12 protein-coding genes and 1 pseudogene are annotated in these 18,547 nt (G+C 72.9%); 3 read left to right on the top strand and 10 right to left on the bottom strand.

The window, feature by feature from the left end:
- Window positions 1–27: 27 nt before the first annotated feature.
- Together IF45_RS0104370 and IF45_RS0104365 are read right to left on the bottom strand one after the other, a co-directional pair.
- A complete protein-coding gene (locus IF45_RS0104370; RefSeq protein ID WP_003951846.1) occupies window positions 28–660 on the bottom strand; it encodes an MBL fold metallo-hydrolase in 633 nt (210 codons plus the stop codon).
- Window positions 657–1,331 (bottom strand): TetR/AcrR family transcriptional regulator, encoded by a 675-nt coding sequence (locus tag IF45_RS0104365; protein ID WP_030305585.1) that lies wholly within the window; start codon window positions 1,329–1,331, stop codon window positions 657–659. Before IF45_RS0104365 ends, IF45_RS0104370 begins: the two co-directional genes overlap by 4 nt.
- A 139-nt stretch (window positions 1,332–1,470) precedes the next feature.
- On the opposite strand from IF45_RS0104365, the pseudogene IF45_RS31240 reads away from it, so the two are divergent.
- Window positions 1,471–2,552 (top strand): annotated as a pseudogene (locus IF45_RS31240) (amidohydrolase family protein).
- 20 nt (window positions 2,553–2,572) lie between these two features.
- Here IF45_RS31240 and pcaDC read toward each other — a convergent pair.
- From pcaDC to IF45_RS0104335, 5 genes are all read right to left on the bottom strand, one after another.
- A complete protein-coding gene (gene pcaDC / locus IF45_RS0104355) occupies window positions 2,573–3,856 on the bottom strand; it encodes a bifunctional 3-oxoadipate enol-lactonase/4-carboxymuconolactone decarboxylase PcaDC (RefSeq protein WP_030769295.1) in 1,284 nt (427 codons plus the stop codon).
- Between the two features lie 115 nt (window positions 3,857–3,971).
- On the bottom strand, window positions 3,972–5,711 hold the full coding sequence (locus IF45_RS0104350; protein WP_030305582.1) for an AIPR family protein: 1,740 nt from the start codon (window positions 5,709–5,711) through the stop codon (window positions 3,972–3,974).
- Window positions 5,712–5,805: 94 nt separating this feature from the next.
- Window positions 5,806–6,378, bottom strand: coding sequence for a GNAT family N-acetyltransferase (locus IF45_RS0104345; protein ID WP_241780390.1), 573 nt, complete (start codon window positions 6,376–6,378; stop codon window positions 5,806–5,808).
- Window positions 6,375–8,012 carry an acyl-CoA dehydrogenase family protein gene (locus IF45_RS0104340; RefSeq protein ID WP_030305577.1) on the bottom strand — a complete coding sequence of 546 codons (1,638 nt, stop codon included), beginning with the start codon at window positions 8,010–8,012 and terminating at the stop codon, window positions 6,375–6,377. Before IF45_RS0104340 ends, IF45_RS0104345 begins: the two co-directional genes overlap by 4 nt.
- Window positions 8,013–8,067: 55 nt before the next feature.
- Window positions 8,068–8,679 (bottom strand): TetR/AcrR family transcriptional regulator, encoded by a 612-nt coding sequence (locus tag IF45_RS0104335; RefSeq protein ID WP_030305574.1) that lies wholly within the window; start codon window positions 8,677–8,679, stop codon window positions 8,068–8,070.
- 76 nt (window positions 8,680–8,755) lie between these two features.
- On the opposite strand from IF45_RS0104335, the gene IF45_RS0104330 reads away from it, so the two are divergent.
- On the top strand, window positions 8,756–10,303 hold the full coding sequence (locus IF45_RS0104330; RefSeq protein WP_008416916.1) for a class I adenylate-forming enzyme family protein: 1,548 nt from the start codon (window positions 8,756–8,758) through the stop codon (window positions 10,301–10,303).
- A gap of 216 nt (window positions 10,304–10,519) precedes the next feature.
- Entirely contained in the window at window positions 10,520–12,460 is a 1,941-nt protein-coding gene (locus IF45_RS0104325; RefSeq protein ID WP_008416914.1) for an ATP-binding cassette domain-containing protein, read from the top strand.
- A gap of 17 nt (window positions 12,461–12,477) precedes the next feature.
- Here IF45_RS0104325 and IF45_RS0104320 read toward each other — a convergent pair whose 3' ends face one another.
- From IF45_RS0104320 to IF45_RS0104310, 3 genes are all read right to left on the bottom strand, one after another.
- On the bottom strand, window positions 12,478–13,302 hold the full coding sequence (locus IF45_RS0104320; protein WP_003951836.1) for an isocitrate lyase/PEP mutase family protein: 825 nt from the start codon (window positions 13,300–13,302) through the stop codon (window positions 12,478–12,480).
- Between the two features lie 85 nt (window positions 13,303–13,387).
- Window positions 13,388–15,799: an RICIN domain-containing protein gene (locus IF45_RS0104315; RefSeq protein ID WP_030305567.1), complete on the bottom strand. Its 2,412-nt coding sequence runs from the start codon at window positions 15,797–15,799 to the stop codon at window positions 13,388–13,390.
- Window positions 15,800–15,876: 77 nt separating this feature from the next.
- Window positions 15,877–18,495 (bottom strand): glycoside hydrolase family 2, encoded by a 2,619-nt coding sequence (locus tag IF45_RS0104310; protein WP_015506823.1) that lies wholly within the window; start codon window positions 18,493–18,495, stop codon window positions 15,877–15,879.
- Window positions 18,496–18,547: the final 52 nt, after the last annotated feature.

Genomic DNA, 18,547 nt, shown 5'->3' with positions numbered 1-18,547 from the left:
CCTAACCGACCCCGCCGACAACGCCCGTCAGACCTCGGTGAACGTGCCGGGGCCCAGGTGGTGGTGGTCGGTGCCGGCCAGCGCGCCGATCTGCCGCTCGTAGACCGGGAGGGCCAGGTCGGTGAGGAGGGCGTCGTGGATGTCGTAGGCGCGCGTCGGGCGGACCTCGCGGACGTAGTCGACGACCTCGGAGAGCTTGTTCCAGGGGGCCATGACGGGCAGCAGCAGGGTTTCCACGGGCCGGTCGGGGACGGTCAGCGCGTCGCCGGGGTGGAAGACCTCGCCGTCGACCAGGTAGCCGACGTTGGTGACGCGCGGGATGTCCGGGTGGATGACGGCGTGCAGCTCGCCGTGGACCTCGACGTCGAACCCGGCGGCGGTGAAGGTGTCGCCGTGGCCCACGGTGTGGACCCGGCCGGGGAAGGCGGCGGCCATGGGCCCGGCCACCGAGGCGAGGGTCCACAGCTGGGCCGCCGGATTGGCCTCCAGGGCGGCGCGCAGGCGGCCCTCGTCGAAGTGGTCCGGGTGCTCGTGGGTGACCAGCAGGGCGTCGGCGCCGAGGGCCGCGTCGGGCTCGGTGAAACCGCCCGGGTCGATGACGAGCGTGCCCGACTCCTTCTCCAGCCGGACACAGGAATGGCGCTTCTTGATGAACCTCATGCTCCCATCGTGCTCCTCTCCTCCGGGCCCGGCACGTTCCCCCCTCCCCCGGCCGTGAAGAGCGGCATCAGCACCTCGTCGACGAGCGCCTCCACCTCGTCCCGCGGGACCGTGCCGTGCTCCATGTGGGCCGCGATCACCAGGCGGGGCGCGGTGGCGGCGGTCCGGACGCCGAGGGCCCCGGGACCGGCCTCGCCCCGCTCGACGGCAGCGCCCAGGACGCCCAGCAGGATCTCCTTGTGGGGCAGGACGACCCGCCGGTACACCTCCGCGTACAGCTCGGGGTGGCGGGCGCGCTGGGCGAGCAGCGGACGCAGGGCGCGGCCGTGCGGGCGGTCCAGGGCGTCGGCGAAGGCGCCGAGCAGCCGGACGAGGTCGGTGCGCAGCGATCCGGTACGGGGCTGGGGCGGGGGGTCGCCGAAGCCGGAGACGGGGTCGGTGAGGGCTTCGAGGAGCAGTCCGGCCGGGGTGCTCCAGCGGCGGTAGAGCGAGGCCTTGCCGGCACCGGCGCGGGCCGCGATCCGCTCGAAGCTCAGCTCCTCCAGGCTCGTGTCGGCCAGCTCGGCCAGGGTCGCCAGGTGGATCGCCCGCGTCAGGTCGGCGCCGTGGCGGCGGGGCGGCCGGCCGCTCGGCGCGGCGTCCGGGGCCTGGGGGTCCGGGGCGGAGGTCATGGCTTCTGTATAGCGGCACGGGGCGAGGTCGGAGAGCACGGGGCCGCGTTAGGGTCTCAGTGAACAACTTCGTCTCTTGAGACGCGGAGAGAGCCAGGCCCGCGCACCCGCCGAACGCCCACCCGGATGGAGCCCCCGTATGACCGCGAGCACCGCCACGGCCCTGACCCACGTCCGCGTCTTCGACGGTGAGCGCCTGCGGGAGCCGGGGACCGTGGTGATCGACGGGCCGCTGATCGGCACCGACCCGGCCGGCGCCCGGGTCGTGGACTGCCGGGGCGCCACCCTGCTCCCCGGCCTGATCGACGCCCATGTGCACGTCCGCGACGCCGGGACCCTGGACCGGCTCGCCGACCACGGCGTGACCACCGCCCTGGACATGGGCGGCTGGCCCCGGCCCTCCTCGACTCGCTGCGCGGTCTGCCGGGCACCACCGCCCTGCTGCGCGCCGGGGCCCCGGCCGCCGCGCCCGGCAGCGTCCAGTCGCGCATGCCGCACTTCCCCCGGAGCGGCCTGCCCGCCGGGCCCGGGGACGCGCCGGCCTTCGTCGCCGAGCGGGCCGAGCAGGGCGTGGACTACGTCAGAATCATCGCGGAGGTGCCGGGCACGCCCGGGGCGCTCTCCCAGGAGACGCTGGAGGCCGTGGTCCGCGCCGCCCGCGAGCGGGGGCTGCGCACGGTGGCCCACGCCTCCGCCGTGGCCGCCTTCGCCGCCGCCCGCCGGGCCGGGGTGGACGCGGTCACCCATGTGCCGCTGGACGCGGAGCTGCCCGCCGGCGAGGCCGAACTGACGGCCGCCGAGGGCCGGTTCGTGGTTCCGACGCTCGCCATGATGGAGGCCGTCGCCGAGGCCCTCGGCCACCTGGGGCTCGACTACGCCCACGCGCGGGCGGGCGTCGCCGCCCTGCACGCCGCTGGGGTGCCGATCCTCGCCGGGACCGACGCCAACAACGCGCCCGGCGCCCCGGCCTCCGTCCCGCACGGCCCGAGCCTCCACCACGAACTAGCCCTGCTGGTCGACGCGGGCCTCACTCCGCTCGACGCCCTGCGCGCCGCCACCGTCCTGCCCGCCCGCCACTTCGGCCTGACCGACCGCGGCGCCGTCGCCCCGGGGCTGCGGGCCGACCTGGTGCTGGTCGACGGCGACCCGCTGGCCGACATCACGGCGACGGCCCGCGTCCGGGCGGTCTGGTGCGGGGGTGTGGAGCGCCCGGGCCTGTGACCCGGGCCCAGGCCCGCCGCCTACTCCTGCGGCGTCGTCTCCTCGGCGACCACCGCGCGGGCGACCCGGAACGCCTCCTCGGCAGCCGGGACCCCGCAGTAGACGGCGGCCTGGAGCAGGACCTCGCGGAGTTCCGCGACGGTGAGGCCGTTGCGGAGCGCCGCCCGTACCTGCGCGGGCAGTTCGGCCGTGTGCCCGGAGGCGATCAGCGCGGTCAGCGCGACACAGGAACGGGTACGGCGGTCCAGACCGGGCCTGCTCCAGATCTCGCCCCACGCGTACCGGGTGAGGAAGTCCTGGAACTCGCCCGAGAAGCCGTCGGCCTCGGCCAGTTCACGGTCGACATGGGCGTCGCCCAGCACCTCCCGGCGCACCTTGATACCCGACTCGTACGGGTCGGGCCGCACGGCGGCGTCGGGGTCGACCCAGGGGGCGATCTCGGCGACCGGGCCCGTGGGCTGCGGCGGCACGACCACCGGTGCCGGAACCGGCGACAGGATCTGGCCGGTCGCCTCCGGGGCGGGGCTCCAGGGCGCGGAGAAGTGCCGCACCAGCAGGTCGGTGACGGCGGCCGGCTGCTCCACCGGCGCCAGGTGCGAGGCACCGGGCACCACGGCGAGGCGGGCGTCCGGTATACCGGCGACCAGGGTGCGCGCCTCGGCGGGCCCGGTGACCTGGTCCTCGGAGCCGACCAGGACGAGGGTCGGCACCCCGATCCGCCCCAGTTCGGGGCGGATGTCGAAGGAGGCCAGCGCCTCGCAGGCGGCGATGTAGCAGCCGGGGTCGGTGGTGCGCACCATCTGCACCGCCCACTCGGTGATGGCGGGCTGCGCCCCGGCGAACCCCGGCGTGAACCACCGCTCGGGCGCGGCCCGCGCCACCGGGTCCAGCCCGTGCGACCGGACCACCACTCCGCGCTGGCGGAACTCGTCGGCGGTCCCGAACCGCGGGGAGGCGGCGATCAGCGCCAGCGAGGCGACCCGCCCGGGGTGCCGCAGCGCCAGCTCCGCCCCCACGGCCCCGCCGAGCGCACACCCGGCGTACCCGAACCGCTGCACCCCGGCGGCGTCCAGCGCGGCGAGCACCCGGTCGGCCAACTCGGCGACCGACCCGGCCGGATGAGCCGGCGCCCCGCCGTGCCCCGGCAGATCGAACCGGAACACCCGCCAGCTGCGCGCCAGTTCGGGAACCTGGCGGTCCCACATGTGCCAGGTCGTCCCCAGTGAGGGACCCAGGACGAGAACGGGGGCGTCTTCCGGCCCGTCGAAGCGGTACTGAAGGGTGTTCGCTGGTGTCTCACTCACGCTTCAGACTTTCTCACGCCTGGCGGAATCTCACACAGCCGGGGGAAGAGCGATACGGGGCCGGCCCGGCGCGTCCGGAGGATGCCGTCGCCCCGTCACCCGGCCAGGCGCCCGCTCAGCCCTCGATGCGATAGCGACTCTGCGAGACGACGGCCTGCCGGATCTTGGTGGTGAAATCAGGAGTACGGGCGATCCGGTCCACGCCACCTGCCTTGTTACGGCGCAGGGCGCTCTTGAAGCCCTGCTCCAGCGTGCCCACCATGCGGAACATCAGGTCGTCGCTGAGGTGACTCAGGTCGATGTTGAAAAGGTCACGCTGCGTGGGCTGCCGCAGCCGGGTCAGGGTGTAGGCGGACATGGCCGCCAGCGGGTACAGCCAGTTCTCCAGCGAATCACCCAGCAGGGGGCGGTCCTCGGCATGACGGGTGAGGAACGTCCGCAGCCTCGTGTGGATCTCGAGACACAGGAGGTAGATGTCGAGGTCGTTCCGCGACGAGAAGATCTGCGCGTAGTGGTGATCGTCGAGCAGAAGCGCGTCGGATTGGCGTAGCGCGGTGTGCGGTTCGCGCAGCGCGAAGGCGGTGAACTCGCGGGCCAGCCTGGACATGCTGACGACCCGGTCGAGCGGGAAGCCGAGATTGCGGTAGTAACTGGCACGGCGCTCGTAGTAATAGCCGCCCGCCTGGCCGAGACTCTCCTCGATGTCCTTCTGGATGGACTCGGTCGCCCGCAGGGCACCGGCGGGGAGCTGGGTCTGGCTGTTGGTCGCCCGGATGATGCGGTCCCGGGCCGTGCCGGACTCCGGTGCGACCACGATCTTGACCAGGAGGGACCGGTCGCGATGCTGGCCGCCGTTCTGGACGTAGCTGTAGATCTCGTGGCTGGTCTGCAGCCCGTTGACGATCTGGGGCTCCCTGACCACGATCTTCTTGCCGGCGATCTGGGCCGCGTCCGCGACGACGGTGACCCCGTTGTTGAACCACCAGAAGTCCTCGCCGGTCCCCGATTTCAGGGTCTCGCCAATGGCGTTGTTGACGGCGGTCGACCCCGCGTAGTCGCGCACGTTGGACTCGAACAGCTCCAGGCGCAGGGCCTCGTTGTCGGAGGTGATGAAACGGTAGTACTCGTCCAGCCGGGCCAGGCACACGTACCCCTCGCCGAGCGATGTGCTCATCGGCGTCTCGGTGAACACCATCTGCGCGACGGCCTTGGCGCCACGGGCGGTGCGCTCGCGCAGGTCGGCGGCGTTGAGGTACTCCAGGTCGGCCTGGGTGTCGGAGGTGATCTTCGCGAGTTCGCGCCGGAGCCTGTCGCCCTTGGCCTTCACGTTGGGGTGCGGGGTGTCCGCCGACTTGTTCGCGTAGATGACCTTGATGCGCACCTGCGGAAAGGAGGAGGCCAACTTCTCGAGGATGTGCAGGAAACGGCGGGTGCGCTCCAGCAGCTTGGCGTTGGTGTGGGCGACCAGGTCCTCTTCGTCCCTGCCCATGTCGAGCAAGGTGGGCAGGTGGAAGTGCAGCTTCTCGATCACCGACTCCTGGTAGCCCGATGAGTTCTTCGCCTGGAGAATGATCAGCTCGATCTTTCCGGCGCGCGAAGGAAGGAACTGGTGCGCGTCGGCGGTGATGTAGCGCTCGTCCACGAAGGTCCAGATGCCGTCGATACCGCAGTCGTGCGCGCCGTCGACGATGCCGTCCGCGATCTCGTCGTTGTCCAGGTCCCAGTCCTGCAGCGCCTTGTCCGCGGCGAAGAACGTGAAGAAATCGTCCCTGTTCTTGTCCGGCGCCAGCTTGCGGTGCTGGTCCTCCAGGATGCGCTCCAGGAGTCGCTGGTCGTTGCTCTGCACTGCCCCCATGTACCCCCCAATGCCCTATTGACATCGAGATGTTGACAGACCCGGTCGCGCCTGAACAGACCGCCCGCACCAACCGGCCGCTGCCGATGGCGGGCTACTCGCGGAACGGCCGGCCTTTGCCGGCCGGATCCGCGGCGAGAGACTTGCGCAGTGCCCGGTTGATGTGGGGGTCTCGGTGTGCGACGTAGGAGGCGATCGGGGTGTACCCACGGCTGGTGTAGAGAGCCAGGGCGGCGACGTTGGCGACCCCGGTCTCCAGGATCACCTGCGTCATGCCGCGCCGGCGGGCATCGCCCTCCAAGGCCGCGAGGATCTGTCGGCCCAGCCCGCGCCCCCGGGCTGCCGGCGTGACGTACATCCGTTTGATCTCGGCGGTGGCCTGTGCCGCGGTGCGCCAGCCGCCGCAGGCCAGGGCAGTACCGTCCGGCCCGGTGACCACGAGGAACGCGCCCCGCGGAGGGGTGAAATCGGCTGGTCGTGCGGCCTCGGGGGCGTCGGCCCGGCCGTAGAGGCCCACCTGCTCCGCGTGGAGGGCTCTGGTGAGTTCGCGGGCGGCGGGGCTGTCGTAGGAGACGGGGATGAGCGCTCCCGCTCGGTCTGCCTGAGCGTGCGGGTACGACGCGGGGCCCGCAGGGAACTCGTCGCGGGCCCCGTCGGCGGTCGTCACCCCGGGATCCGCCCCAGCACCCCGTCGAAGTCCGTCCCCGGCTCCAGGGTCCCGAAGGCCAGGCCCCGGTCGCCGGCGAGGCGGGAGGCGCAGAAGGCGTCGGCCACGGGGGTGGGGGCGTGGCGGACCAGGAGGGAGGCCTGGAGGACGAGGGCGGCGCGTTCGATGACGCGGCGGGCGCGCAGTTCGGCGTCCTCGGTGAGGGTGAGCCGGCTCTGGAGCTCGCGCCAGGCGGTGTCCAGGCGCCGGTCGGCGCCGGAGGCCGCCTCGATCTCCGCACGGAACGCCTCCAGGGACTCCGGTTCGCGGGCCAGGGCTCGCAGCATGTCCAGGGCGTTGACGTTGCCCGAGCCCTCCCAGATGCCGTTGAGGGGGGCCTCGCGGTAGAGGCGCGGCATGCCGGACGCCTCGTCGTAGCCGTTGCCGCCGAGGCATTCCAGGGCCTCGGCGACGGCGGCGGGCTGGCGCTTGCAGACCCAGTACTTGCCGACGGCGGTGGCCAGGCGGAGGAAGGCGCGCTCCCCCGGGTCGTCGCGCCGGGCCCGGTCGGCGGCGCCGGCCAGGCGAAGGGCGAGGGTGGTGGCGGCCTCGGACTCCAGGGCGAGGTCGGCCAGGACGTTGCGCATCAGCGGCTGGTCGACCAGCTTGGCGCCGAAGACCGAGCGGTGGCGGGCGTGGTGGGCGGCCTGGACGAGGGCGGCGCGGGTGCCGGCGGCGGAGCCGAGGACGCAGTCGAGCCGGGTCATCGTCACCATCTCGATGATGGTCCGCACGCCCTTGCCCTCGTCGCCGACGAGCCAGGCTACGGTGGCGTCGAACTCGGGCTCGCTGCTGGCGTTGGAGCGGTTGCCGAGCTTGTCCTTGAGGCGCTGGATGCGGAAGGTGTTGCGGCTGCCGTCGGGCAGGACGCGCGGGACCAGGAAGCAGGAGAGTCCGCCCGGGGCCTGGGCCAGCACCAGGAACAGGTCGTTCATGGGGGCGCTGGTGAACCACTTGTGGCCGCGCAGCAGCCAGGTCCCGTCGCCCTGTTCGGTGGCGGTGGTGGTGTTGGCGCGGACGTCGGTACCGCCCTGCTTCTCCGTCATCCCCATCCCGGCGAGCAGGCCGCGCTTGCCTGCGGGGGTGCGCAGCCCGGGGTCGTAGACGCGGCTGGTGAGCAGTGGTTCGTAGGTCTTGGCGAGGTCGGGGGCGTGGCGCAGGGCGGGGACGACGGCGTAGGTCATGGAGACCGGGCAGAGGTGTCCCGGCTCGACCGTGGTGGCCACCATGAAGCCGGCGGCGCGGGCCACGTGGGCGCCGGTCCGCTCGTCGGCCCAGGCGGCGCCCGCGAGGCCGGCGCTCACGGAGGCGTCCATCAGGGCGTGGTACGCGGGGTGGAACTCGACCTCGTCGACGCGGTGGCCGTAGCGGTCGTGGGTGCGCAGTTCGGGCTCGTGCCGGTTGGCCTGGTCGGCCCGGTGCTGGGCCTCCTCGCTGCCCGCGTAGCGGCCGAAGCGGTGCAGCTCGGGCAGGTGCCACGCGGCTCCCTCGCGGCGCACGCCCTCCAGCAGGACCAGGTCGTCCGCGACGTCGTGGCCGGTCAGCGGCGGGGCCTGGTTGGTCACTTCATGGGTGACGGAGCCGGTGGTGTGCATGGGGCGTCCTCCAGGTGCGGGATGCGGGGCGGGAGCGGGAGCGGTGACGGGTGGGTCAGGTGGCCGGGGGGGCGCCCGCGCAGCGCAGGGCGGTACCGGTGAGGTCGGCGAGGAGCGCCTCGGTGGCGTTCTCGTCGGGGGCGGCGAGCGGGTCGACGAGCACCTCGCCGATGGCGCCGGTCAGGGCGGCGGCGGTGATCTCGGCGTTCTGCGGCGGGAGGGCGCCCGCGGCGATCCCCTCGCGGACCACTGCGGCGAAGAGGGCGCGGTAGCGGCGGCGGAAGTCGAGGCGTTCCGCGCCGACGGCGGGTTCGGCGGGGGCGGCGAGCAGCGCGTAGGCCAGGCCCCGGTTCTCCAGGGCGCGGCGGGCGAAGACCTCGGTGCCGCGGGCGAGGCGCCCGACGGGGTCGCCCGGGCCGTGCAGCACCTCGCCGAGCACCTCCACCTCGCGTCCGGCCGCGCGCCGGAAGACCTCGACGGCGAGCGCCGCCTTGGAGGGGAAGTGCTGGTAGACCGAGCCGGCCGCGATGCCGGCGGCGTCCGCCACGGCGGTCACGGACGCCTGCGCCCAACCCACCTCCGCCACGACCTCGGTGGCGCGGACCACGAGGTGGTCGCGGGCGGCTTCGAGCCGGCTGATTTCGGCAGGGGTCTTGCGGTAGGCCATGAAAGAAGTGAACCATCATTCAGACTTTCCCGCTACGGCCGCTTCCCGCCGGCCGGTGGCTCGTCAGGAGAACGTGATGCACCTCAGTGCCCTGCTGGACAGCGCGGTTCGCTCGGCCGGTGAGAAGGAGGCGGTCGTCTACGGCGACCGGCGATGGACGTACCGGGAGTTCGCCGACGGCGCCCGGCGTGCGGCGACGGTGCTGCGCGAGGCCGGGCTGCGCCCCGGCGACCGGCTGGCGGTGATGACGTACAACACGCCCGCCTTCCTCTTCGCGGCGTTCGGCGCCTGGTACGCGGGGGCCACGCTGGTGCCGGTCAACCACAAGCTGCGGACCGCAGAGGTGGAGCGTCTGCTGCGGCACTGCGGCGCCCGGCTGGGGGTGGTCGACGCGGAGATCGGTGAGCGGGCGACCTCGGCGGGGGTGGACGTGCCGTGGCTGGTCAGCCACCCCGACGCCGACGAGCGGTCCCGCCCCGGGGACTCCTTCGAGTCCCGGCTGGCGCTCGCCGAACCGTGGCCGGAGCAGGAGCCCGGCGCGGACGACACCGTCGCCCAGATCCTCTACACCTCGGGCACCTCCGGCGCTCCCAAGGGCTGCGTGCACACGCACCGCTCGATCGCCCTCACGGCCACCTGCACGGCGGCCACCATCCCCCTCCACCGCGACGAGCGGTTCCTGATCTCCATGCCGATCTGGCACGCCTCCCCGCTCAACAACTGGACGATGAGCACCCTGTTGCTCGGCGCCACCGTCGTCCTCCAGCGCGAGTACGACCCGCGCGGCATGCTGGAGACGATCCAGCGCGAGCGGATCACCGCCCTCTTCGGCGCCCCGATCGCGCTCATCGCCCCGCTCCAGACCGTCCCCGACCTCGCCGCCTTCGACCTCACCTCGGTCCGCGCCTGGATCTACGGCGCCGGCCCCCTGGACGCCGACACGGCCCGCCGCCTGATGAAGGCGTACGGCTCGGACAACTTCCACCAGGTGTACGGGATGAGCGAGACCGGGCCGGTGGGCGCCTCGCTCTCCCCGGCCGAGCAGGTCGCGAAGGCCGGGGCGATCGGGCGCGGCGGCATGCCCGGGGTGGATCTGCGGGTGGTGCGGACGGACGGCGCGGACGCCGGGGCCGGGGAGACCGGCGAGATCTGGCTGCGCTCGGACACCCGCATGGTCGGCTACCTCGACGACGAGGCCGCCACCGCGGCGGCCTTCGCGGGTGACTGGTACCGCAGCGGTGACCTGGGCCGGGTCGACGAGGACGGCTTCGTCACGGTGGTGGACCGTATGAAGGACGTCATCATCACCGGCGGTGAGAACGTCGCCTCGCAGGAGGTGGAGGGCGCGCTGCGCGGCCACCCGGACCTCCTCGACGTGGCCGTCGTCGGCCGCCCGCATCCGCAGTGGGGCGAGACGGTCGTCGCCGTCGTCGTCCCGCGCGAGGGCACCGCACCGGAGCTGGCGGCGCTCCGAGAGTGGCTGGAGCCGCGCATCGCCCCCTACAAGATCCCGCGCGAGCTGGTCCTGCGCCCGGAGCTGCCCCGCACCCCGTCGGGGAAGGTCACCAAGCATGTGCTGCGGGAGGAGCTGGGGCGGGCCGCGACGGAGGCGGCGAAGGACTGAGAACTGCCGCACGGGCTCCCTGGCACTGGCACTGCCCGGCGTTTCGGCCACCCCGCGACGGCGGCCGCTCCCGGGCGGACCAGGGAACACGAGCCCCGGTGCGCCGCCGCCCGCCGTCGGCGGGCCCCGCACCACGGCCGAATGAGGTGTGTTCGATATCCCCGCCAGGTCGTTGGTCCCCACGACACCGCCGCAGCCACCACCCCAGGGGGACCGATGACCTCGTCCGTCACACAGGAACAGCCGCCGGGACGGCCGGCCGGAGCGCCCCAGGACGCCGTGCCGGAGGAAGCCGGTGTTCGAGAGGAGGAGTTCCTCTACCGGGACGCCTCGCGGCTCCAGGCCGGTTCGCTGCTGACCACCCGGACGATGGCGCGCCGCCTGCCGGCGCTCGTCCTGCGCTCGCTGCGGCTGGCCTGGGGCGTGGACCGCGCCGCGACCGTCGGGCTGCTGGTCTGCCAGATCGCCACGGGCGCCCTCGCCGCTCTCGGCCTGCTCGTCGTCACGGGCACGATCACCGCGCTGGTCTCCTCGGGCGACATCGCGGAGCGCCTGTGGGAGGCGGCACCGCAGCTCGCCGTCATCGCCGGAGCCACCGGCCTGCGGGCGCTGCTGGGCATCGCGGTCGTCTGGCTGACCGGGCGGCTGCGGCCGGTGCTCGCCCGAGCCGCGGAGCTGACGATGGTCGAGGCCGCACTCGGCGCCGAACTGGCCGCCAACAACAAGCCCGGCTACAACGACGCCTTCGACATCGCCGACCGCGGGGCCCAGGTCACCCCCGACCTGGTGGAGGAGGCGCAGGACGTGCTCGCGGCGGCCGCGACGCTGACGGCGGGCGCCGCCGTCCTGGCCGTCCTGCACCCGCTGCTCCTCCCCCTGCTCCTGCTCGCCTGCCTGCCGCAGGCCGCCGCCTACATCCGCTCGGCCCGGGTGATGTACCTGGCGAAGGTGGCCACGTCCGGGCGGCGCCGGATGCTGAGCAAGCTGCGCTGGCACATGGCCTACCAGGAGTCGAGCGAGGAGATGCGGGCCTGCCTGGCCGGCCCGTTCCTGATCGGCCGGTACCGGAAGCTGGCCGACTCGGTCAACACCGCCGAACGCGAGGCGGCGAACACGGGGGCCCGGATGGGGCTGGCCGGTGCGCTCGCCGGCGGGGTCGCCTCGGCCGCCGTCTGGGCGGCGCTGCTGTGGCTCCTCTCCTCCGGGCGGATGAGCCTGGCGGCCGGCGGCGGCGCCGTCTTCGCGCTCCAGACGGCCACCGGCTCCGTGCGGGGCATGATCAACGGCGGGGCCCGCCTGGTCCGCACCGGCTGGTACGTCCAGGACTGGCAGAACTTCCTCGACAACGCCCACGGACAGGCCATGGCCGACTCCCGTGGCAGCCGGGTCCTGTCGGCCGTACCGGAGCGCTTCGAGGTCCGCAACGTCACCTACCGCTACGACGGTGCCCCCAAGGACAGCCTCAGCGGGGTCTCCCTCCATGTGCGGCGCGGGGAGATCGTGGCCCTGGTCGGGGAGAACGGCTCGGGCAAGTCCACCCTCTCGCGTCTGCTCTGCGGACTGCTGCTGCCCACCGAGGGCGAGGTCGCCTGGGGGCACACCTCCACGGCACAGCTCGACCCCTGGGCGGCGTGGGGGCATGTCGCGCTGGTGCCGCAGAAGTTCACCTATCTGCCGCTGACGATGCGGGACAACATCACCTTCGGCCAGGGCGACACCGGCGACGCGGCCCTGCTCGCCGCGTGCGAGGCGTCCGGCGCCTCCGAGATGCTGCCCCGCCTCCGCTCCGGCCTGAACACCCTGCTCACCAGCGAGTGGTTCGGCGGGCAACAGCTCTCCGGCGGCCAGTGGCAACGGCTCGTCCTCACCCGCGCCTTCCACCGGCAGGCGGCGCTGCTGGTGATGGACGAGCCCACCGCCGCCCTCGACGCGCGGGCGGAGCACCGCATCTTCTCCGGCCTGCGCGAACTGGCCAAGGACCGCGCGGTCCTGCTGATCACCCACCGGCTCACCAACGTGGCCGTCGCCGACAGGATCGTCGTCCTCGACGAGGGCCGGATCGTGCAGGAAGGCACCTACGCCGATCTCACCCGCACCCCCGGGCTCTTCCGCTCCTTGTGGGAGTTGCAGCGCAGGATGAGCGGCGACCCGGCCTGACCCTCCCCCGCCCCCTCCTACCGCCCGGCCAGCAGCCCCTGCATCTCCGGATACGGCACCGCGTCCGCCAGTGCGTCGTACGTCCCCCCGGCCAGCAACTCCCGCGCCGCCCGCCCCACCACCCCGTAAGCCGCCTGAGCCACCCCCGACCCCAGGCTCACCCGGGCCACCCCCAGGCGGCCCAGTTCCGCGACGGACGGCGCTCCCGGGCCCGCCATGACGTTGAGCGGTACGGGGATCTCCGCCGCCAGGGCGCTGATGGTGGCGGGGTCGGTGACGCCCGGGACGAAGATGCCGTCGGCGCCCGCGGCGACGTAGTGGTGGGCGCGGGTCAGGGTCTCGGTGAGGCGGTGTTCGGGGGCGCCGAGGCCGAGCAGGTAGGTGTCGATGCGGGCGTTGAGGAACGGGTCGGTGCCTGCCTTGTCGGCGGCGTCGCGGGCGGCGGTGAGGCGGGTGGCGAAGTCGGCCGGGCTGCGGGTGCCGTCCTCCAGGTTGATGCCCGCGGCGCCGGCCGCGAGGGCGCGGGTGACGGTGGCGCCGACCTCGGCGGGGCCGGCGCCGTAGCCGTCCTCCAGGTCGGCGGTGACCGGGACCGTCACGACGGCGGTCACCTGGGCGAGGGCCGCCAGCGCGCGGTCGCGGTCGAGGCTGTTGCCGTCGACGCTCCCCAGCGCCCAGGCGACCCCGGCGCTGGTGGTGGCGACGGCCGGGGCGCCGGCGGCCTCGACGACGCGGGCGCTCGCGGCGTCCCAGGCGTTGGCGAGGGCCAAGGGGGCGGACGGGGTGTGCAGGGAGCGGAAAAGGCGGACGTGAGCGGCGTGAACGGCGTGAGCGGTGGTCATGACCGCAGTCAAGCAGCGAGGCGGGGGCCTGGTCCGGCGGGAAAACGACATGGACGTGCGGGGAGTCACGGGCGCCGTCAGTCCCTCAGTCCGTCAGCCGCCAGAGGTGGTCCTCCGTTCCGTTGTCCGTGTACTGGACGACCTGGGCGCTGTTCCCGGTGGCCATCTCGTGGACGCCGAGGACCTTGCCGCTGTGGGCGTTGCGGAGCAGGAACCAGCCGTCGCCCTGGTCCTCGCGGGTCCAGAGCAGGTCGGGGCGGCCGGTGTCCTCGTACTGGACGGCGAGGGCGCTGTCGGCGGTGGAACTGTCCCGTACCGCGAGGTACTTGCCGCTCTGGCCGTTGCGCAGGCGCAGGGCTCCCCCGGGTACGGGCAGCAGTTGCCAGGCGTGGTCGCCGGTGCCCGCGTTGTCGAACTGGACGACCCGGGCGTCGTTCGCGGTCGACATGCCGTCCACGGCCAGGACCTTGTCGCTGTGCTTGTTGAGTATCCGGTGGTGAGGGGGTTCGGGTGTCCAGGGGTGGCCGGTGGGGGCGGCCGTGGGAAACGCCGTGATGCGCAGGCGGGCGGCTCCCATCGGCACCAGGGTCACCTCCTCGACGGCGGCGAGGCTGCGCGCGGGGCTCTGCTGGAGGGGTGCCACCACCTGTTCGTCGTCCGCGGTCCACTCGGGGATGCGGCGGGCCCGCGCGGTGAGGGTGACGGGCGTTCCCTCCAGGGTGAAGGGGTTGCCGTCGCGTGCGCCCCGCGCTCGGTGGAGGGTGAACGAGCCGTCCGGCGCCAGGCCGTAGTTCCAGGCGGAGGCGGCGTGCACGTCGTACTCGGGGAAGGGGTCGCTGCCGCCCGTGCGGACGTAGCGTTCCTCGATCCTCAGGGAGTACGTCAGCGGGCCGTGGTCGACGCTGACGCGGTCGTGGTTGCCGGACCAGGTGCGCAGGGTGGTGCGCTGGGGCAGTCGGAGCACCACCTCGTCGCCGTCGTGCCAGGTGCGGCGGATCTCGGCGTAGCGGGGTCCGCCGGAGACGGGGACGGCTTCCCCGTTCACCGTCAGCCGGGGCGCTTCGCACCAGCCGGGGACGCGCAGACGCAGCGGGAACGCGACGGGCCGCTCGACGCCGATGGTCAGGGTGACGGTCTCGTCGAAGGGGTAGTCGGTCCGCTCCCGGACGGTGGCGCCGACCCCGTCGCCGACCTCGGCGCGCACCTCGCAGTCGGCGTACATCGCGGCGACGAGGCCGCCGTCGGCCGCGAGCCAGAGTTCCTCGGTGAAGTAGGGCCAGCCCATGCCGTAGTTGTGCGGGCAGCAGCGGTACTGGTCGACGCCGGCCCGGAAGGACTGCATGGCGAAGCTGTTCTGGAACTGGCCGTCGGACTTGCGGACGTTGTCGAGGTGGACGCCGTTGGCGCTGGTGACATAGTGGATGGCCTTGCCCTGCGGGTCGAGGGCGGCGGGCAGCATGTTGAAGGCCAGCTCCTCGCAGCGGTCGGCCCAGACCGGGTCGCCGGTGATGCGGGTGAGCAGTTCGTGGCTGGCCATGAACTCGACGATGCCGCAGCTCTCGAAGCCCTGCCGGGGATCGCCGAACCCGGGGCGCAGGTTCTCGTCCCCCGCGATGCCGCCGCCGGGGAACTGGCCGTGCGAGGCGAGGACCTGGTCGTAGGTGCGGTAGGTGGCGCGGGTCAGGGCGTCGGCGCCGTCGGTCGTCCACTGGGCGTACTGGGCGGGTTCGCGGAAGCCCTGGGAGATGTCGACGTTGTGCGGGGTGGGCAGGGCGATGCCGGTCCAGTCGGCGCCGAAGCGGTGCATCTTCTCGACGAGGCCGGCCAGGAAGGCGTCGCCGGTGCGGTCGTGGAGCCAGCGGGCCGTGTCGATGCCGTCGCCCCAGCGCACGGAGACCCAGCTGGAGTCGAAGGCGCTCTCCCCCTGGTCCGCCATGTACCGCAGGAAGCGGCTGAGGAACGGCACGATGCGGGTGTCGTCCGTGTACTCCTGCCAGGTGCGCAGTGCCATCAGGAGCGGCAGGTAGGGCCAGAAGTCGGGGCCGTCGTCGAGGCCGGTGCGCAGGGCGCGCGGCCCGAAGAACCCGTCCGCCTCCTGGGTCGCGAGGATGGCGTCGATCCAGCGCTCGCAGGTGGCGAGGGCGGTGGCGTCCTGGGTGGCGATGGCGAGGGGGACGTAGCCGCGCAGCCAGTAGGGCAGTTCCTCCCAGGCGCCCAGTTCCGGGTGGACCCAGCCGCAGGTGTCCATGGCGAGGAAGTGGGAGGTCTCCGCGAACCGGCCGCACAAGCCGTCGAGCTGGAGTCTGAGCTGGCCGGCGAGCCAGCCGTGCGCGGTGATGCTGCCCGGGGGCAGCCGGGTGAAGGCGTCGGGGGCCACGGCTCCTTCGGCGCGTGCCGGGCGGGGCCGGGCCTCGGCCGTACCGGCGCCGACGCCGGCCAGGGCGGCGGCCGCCACCGCCGTACTGCTCTGGAGCACGGTGCGGCGTGTCAGTGTCATGAGGAGAGTCCTGCCTGTGGGGGCCGGTGAGGGGGCGGGTCCGGCGGGCGGGCCCGCCCCCTCGGCCGGCGGGCCGGTCAGGAGCAGTTCGGCACGGTGTCCTGCGAGGCGTCGCGGATCAGCGCCCGATGGGCGTCGTGCACGCGCTTCACGTCCGGCTTGACGACCCTGCGGTCGTACGTCGCGAGGCCGTTCAGCTCACCCTCGACGTCGGAGATCTGCGTGTAGACCGCGCCGTTGCTGCCGTCGCAGGCCAACTGGCGCACCTCGTCCAGCTTTTCGAGGTAGTCGTCCGTGTACGTGGCCGGGTCGACGTCGACGTAGGACTGCTGCACCGCCCAGGCGTGGCCCGGGACCGCGAGGCCGAGACCGCCGTACTCGCCGGTGACCATGGCGCGTTCGCCGTCCGGCTTCGGCGGCAGGGCGGGGCTGGGGTAGCCGTGTTCGTCGAGGATGTCGCCGGTACCGCCGTCGACGCCGAGGTTGATCCCCGACATCGCGTTGACCAGGCGGGTCGGGTCCCAGGACTTGGCCTGGTCGGCGAGGCGGGCTTCGTCGTACTGGCCCCAGCCCTCGTTGAGGGTGACCCACATGACGACCGAGGGGTGGTTGCGGTGCTGGTCGATCATGGTCTTCATCTCGCGCTCGAACTGGGCGCGCGCCGCCTGGCCGGGGTTGCGTCCCGCCTCCATGGACGGCATGTCCTGCCAGACCAGCAGCCCGAGCTTGTCGGCCCAGTGGAACCAGCGGTCGGGTTCGACCTTGATGTGCTTGCGGACCGAGTTGAAGCCCAGCTTCTTGTGCAGCTTGAGGTCGTAGGCGAGGGCCTCGTCACTGGGCGCGGTGTGCAGGCCGTCGGGCCAGAAGCCCTGGTCGAGGGTGGCCATGAGGAAGACGGGCTCGCCGTTGAGCAGGGTGCGCGGGGTGCCGTTCACCTTCTCGACGGAGATCGTGCGCATCCCGAAGTAGCTGCCGACCCTGTCCTTCCCGACGCTGACCTTGAGGTCGTACAGGTAGGGGTCGTCGGGCGACCACAGGTGCGGGTTCTTGATCTTCACGGTGAGCGGGGTGCCGGAGGTGCCGGTGGCGGTGGCGATCTTCCGCTTGCCCGCGAAGACGTCGGCCTTCACGGGGAGGCCGTCGCGGACTCCCCCGGTCTCGACGGTGAGCTGTTCCTTCGCCACGTCGGGCGTCAGCTTGAGGTCGTCGACGTGGTCGGCGGCGACCGGTTCCATCCAGACGGTCTGCCAGATGCCGGAGGACGGGGTGTACCAGATGCCGCTGGGGTCCAGGCGCTGCTTGCCCATCGGCGGGTTCTCGCCGCTGTCGGCGTCGGTGGGGTCGTAGACGCCGACGATCAGTTCCTGGGTGCGGCCGGGCTTCAGGGCGTCGGTGACGTCGGCGCTGAACTTGTCGTAGCCGCCTTCGTGACCGGCGACCTTCTTCCCGTTGACGTAGACCTCGGACTTCCAGTCCACGGCGCCGAAGTTGAGCCGCAGGCGCTGGCGCTGGCCGATCTTCCAGTCGGCGGGCACGGTGAAGGTGCGGCGGTACCACATGCGGTCCTCGTGCCGCTCGATGCCGGAGAGCTGCGACTCGACCGGGTACGGCACGAGGATCTTTTCGCCGAGCTTCCTGCCGACCGGCGGACGCTCGCCCTCCTTCGCGCCGGCGAACTGCCAGGTGCCGTTCAGGTTGCGCCACTCGCCACGGGTGAGCTGGGGGCGCGGGTACTCGCGGTGGGCGTTGGCCGGGGTGACCTCGTCGCCCCAGCGGGTGGTCAGCTGGTGCGTGGAGTGGTTGTCGCCGCTGGTCCAGAAGGCGTCGACGGGCGTGCCGTCGCTCTCGACGAGGCCGCCTTCGCCGTCGTAGGTCAGGTCGGCGTTGCCGGGGGCGTCGCCGTTCTTGTTGCCGACGACCGGTTCCGCGAGGCCCACGAGGAGGGCGCGCGGGTCGTCGGGGTCGGGCTTCACCCCGTCCAGCGGCCATTTCGCGCCACCGATGACGGCGGTGAGGTGGTTCTCCAGGCCGGCCGGGAGCGGTCCCGGCTTCCGGGCGAAGTCGAGTTTCAGGGTGCGGCCGTCCGCCTGGACGGTGGAGCCGATGGCGCCGTTGTACTCCCAGTCGTCGGGCAGCCGGAACGCCGAGGACGGGACGGGCTCCTTCTGCCCGCCGGGTTCGGTCCAGCGCAGGCGGAGGCTGGAGCCGCCGAAGTGCTCGAAGTACTCGACCTTGATGTCCACCTCCTCACCGGCGGTCAGCTCGACCTCGTCGGAGATCTGTTCCTTGTCCCAGTCGTCGACCCAGTGGTCGATGACCAGTTCGTCGTCGACCCAGAGCCGGAAGCCGTTGTCACCGGTCATGGAGAACGTCGTCGCGCCGGTCTTCTCCGGGACCAGCTTGCCGGTCCAGCGGACGCTGACGTCGTCCGCCTGTCCGGTCGTGGACTGGAGCCGGGCGTCGAGGCTGGGGAAGTCGATGTCCGGATCGAAGACGGTGGCCTTCAGCTCGTGGAAGTCGAAGGCCCCCTCGGCGGAGTGGGTGTAGTACTCGCCCTTGAGGCCGTGGGCGACGACCGGTTCGTCGTCGCCCGACGCCGCGCCCGAGGGGGCGACGCCGAAGGCCGTGAGGGCCAGGGCCGTGGTCAGGAGCAGTGCCAGGTGACGTCCGTGACGTCTGAGGCCGGTGGTGCGCACGGGTCCTCCTTGCGTGAACTGCGGAAAACGCTTCGGGGGGAGGTGGCGGCTC

This window comes from Streptomyces albidoflavus (assembly GCF_000719955.1).
Classification (GTDB): domain Bacteria; phylum Actinomycetota; class Actinomycetes; order Streptomycetales; family Streptomycetaceae; genus Streptomyces; species Streptomyces albidoflavus.
This window is presented reverse-complemented; position numbering and strand designations above follow the sequence as displayed.

Bases quoted from the DNA above. Each gene is read 5' to 3' on its own strand.
- IF45_RS0104325 (WP_008416914.1), top strand. From the start codon at position 10,520: ATGACCTCGTCCGTCACACAGGAACAGCCGCCGGGACGGCCGGCCGGA.
- IF45_RS0104335 (WP_030305574.1), bottom strand. From the start codon at position 8,679: ATGGCCTACCGCAAGACCCCTGCCGAAATCAGCCGGCTCGAAGCCGCC.
- IF45_RS0104340 (WP_030305577.1), bottom strand. From the start codon at position 8,012: ATGCACACCACCGGCTCCGTCACCCATGAAGTGACCAACCAGGCCCCG.
- IF45_RS0104330 (WP_008416916.1), top strand. From the start codon at position 8,756: ATGCACCTCAGTGCCCTGCTGGACAGCGCGGTTCGCTCGGCCGGTGAG.
- IF45_RS0104350 (WP_030305582.1), bottom strand. From the start codon at position 5,711: ATGGGGGCAGTGCAGAGCAACGACCAGCGACTCCTGGAGCGCATCCTG.
- IF45_RS0104370 (WP_003951846.1), bottom strand. From the start codon at position 660: ATGAGGTTCATCAAGAAGCGCCATTCCTGTGTCCGGCTGGAGAAGGAG.
- IF45_RS0104315 (WP_030305567.1), bottom strand. From the start codon at position 15,799: ATGACACTGACACGCCGCACCGTGCTCCAGAGCAGTACGGCGGTGGCG.
- IF45_RS0104320 (WP_003951836.1), bottom strand. From the start codon at position 13,302: ATGACCACCGCTCACGCCGTTCACGCCGCTCACGTCCGCCTTTTCCGC.
- IF45_RS0104365 (WP_030305585.1), bottom strand. From the start codon at position 1,331: ATGACCTCCGCCCCGGACCCCCAGGCCCCGGACGCCGCGCCGAGCGGC.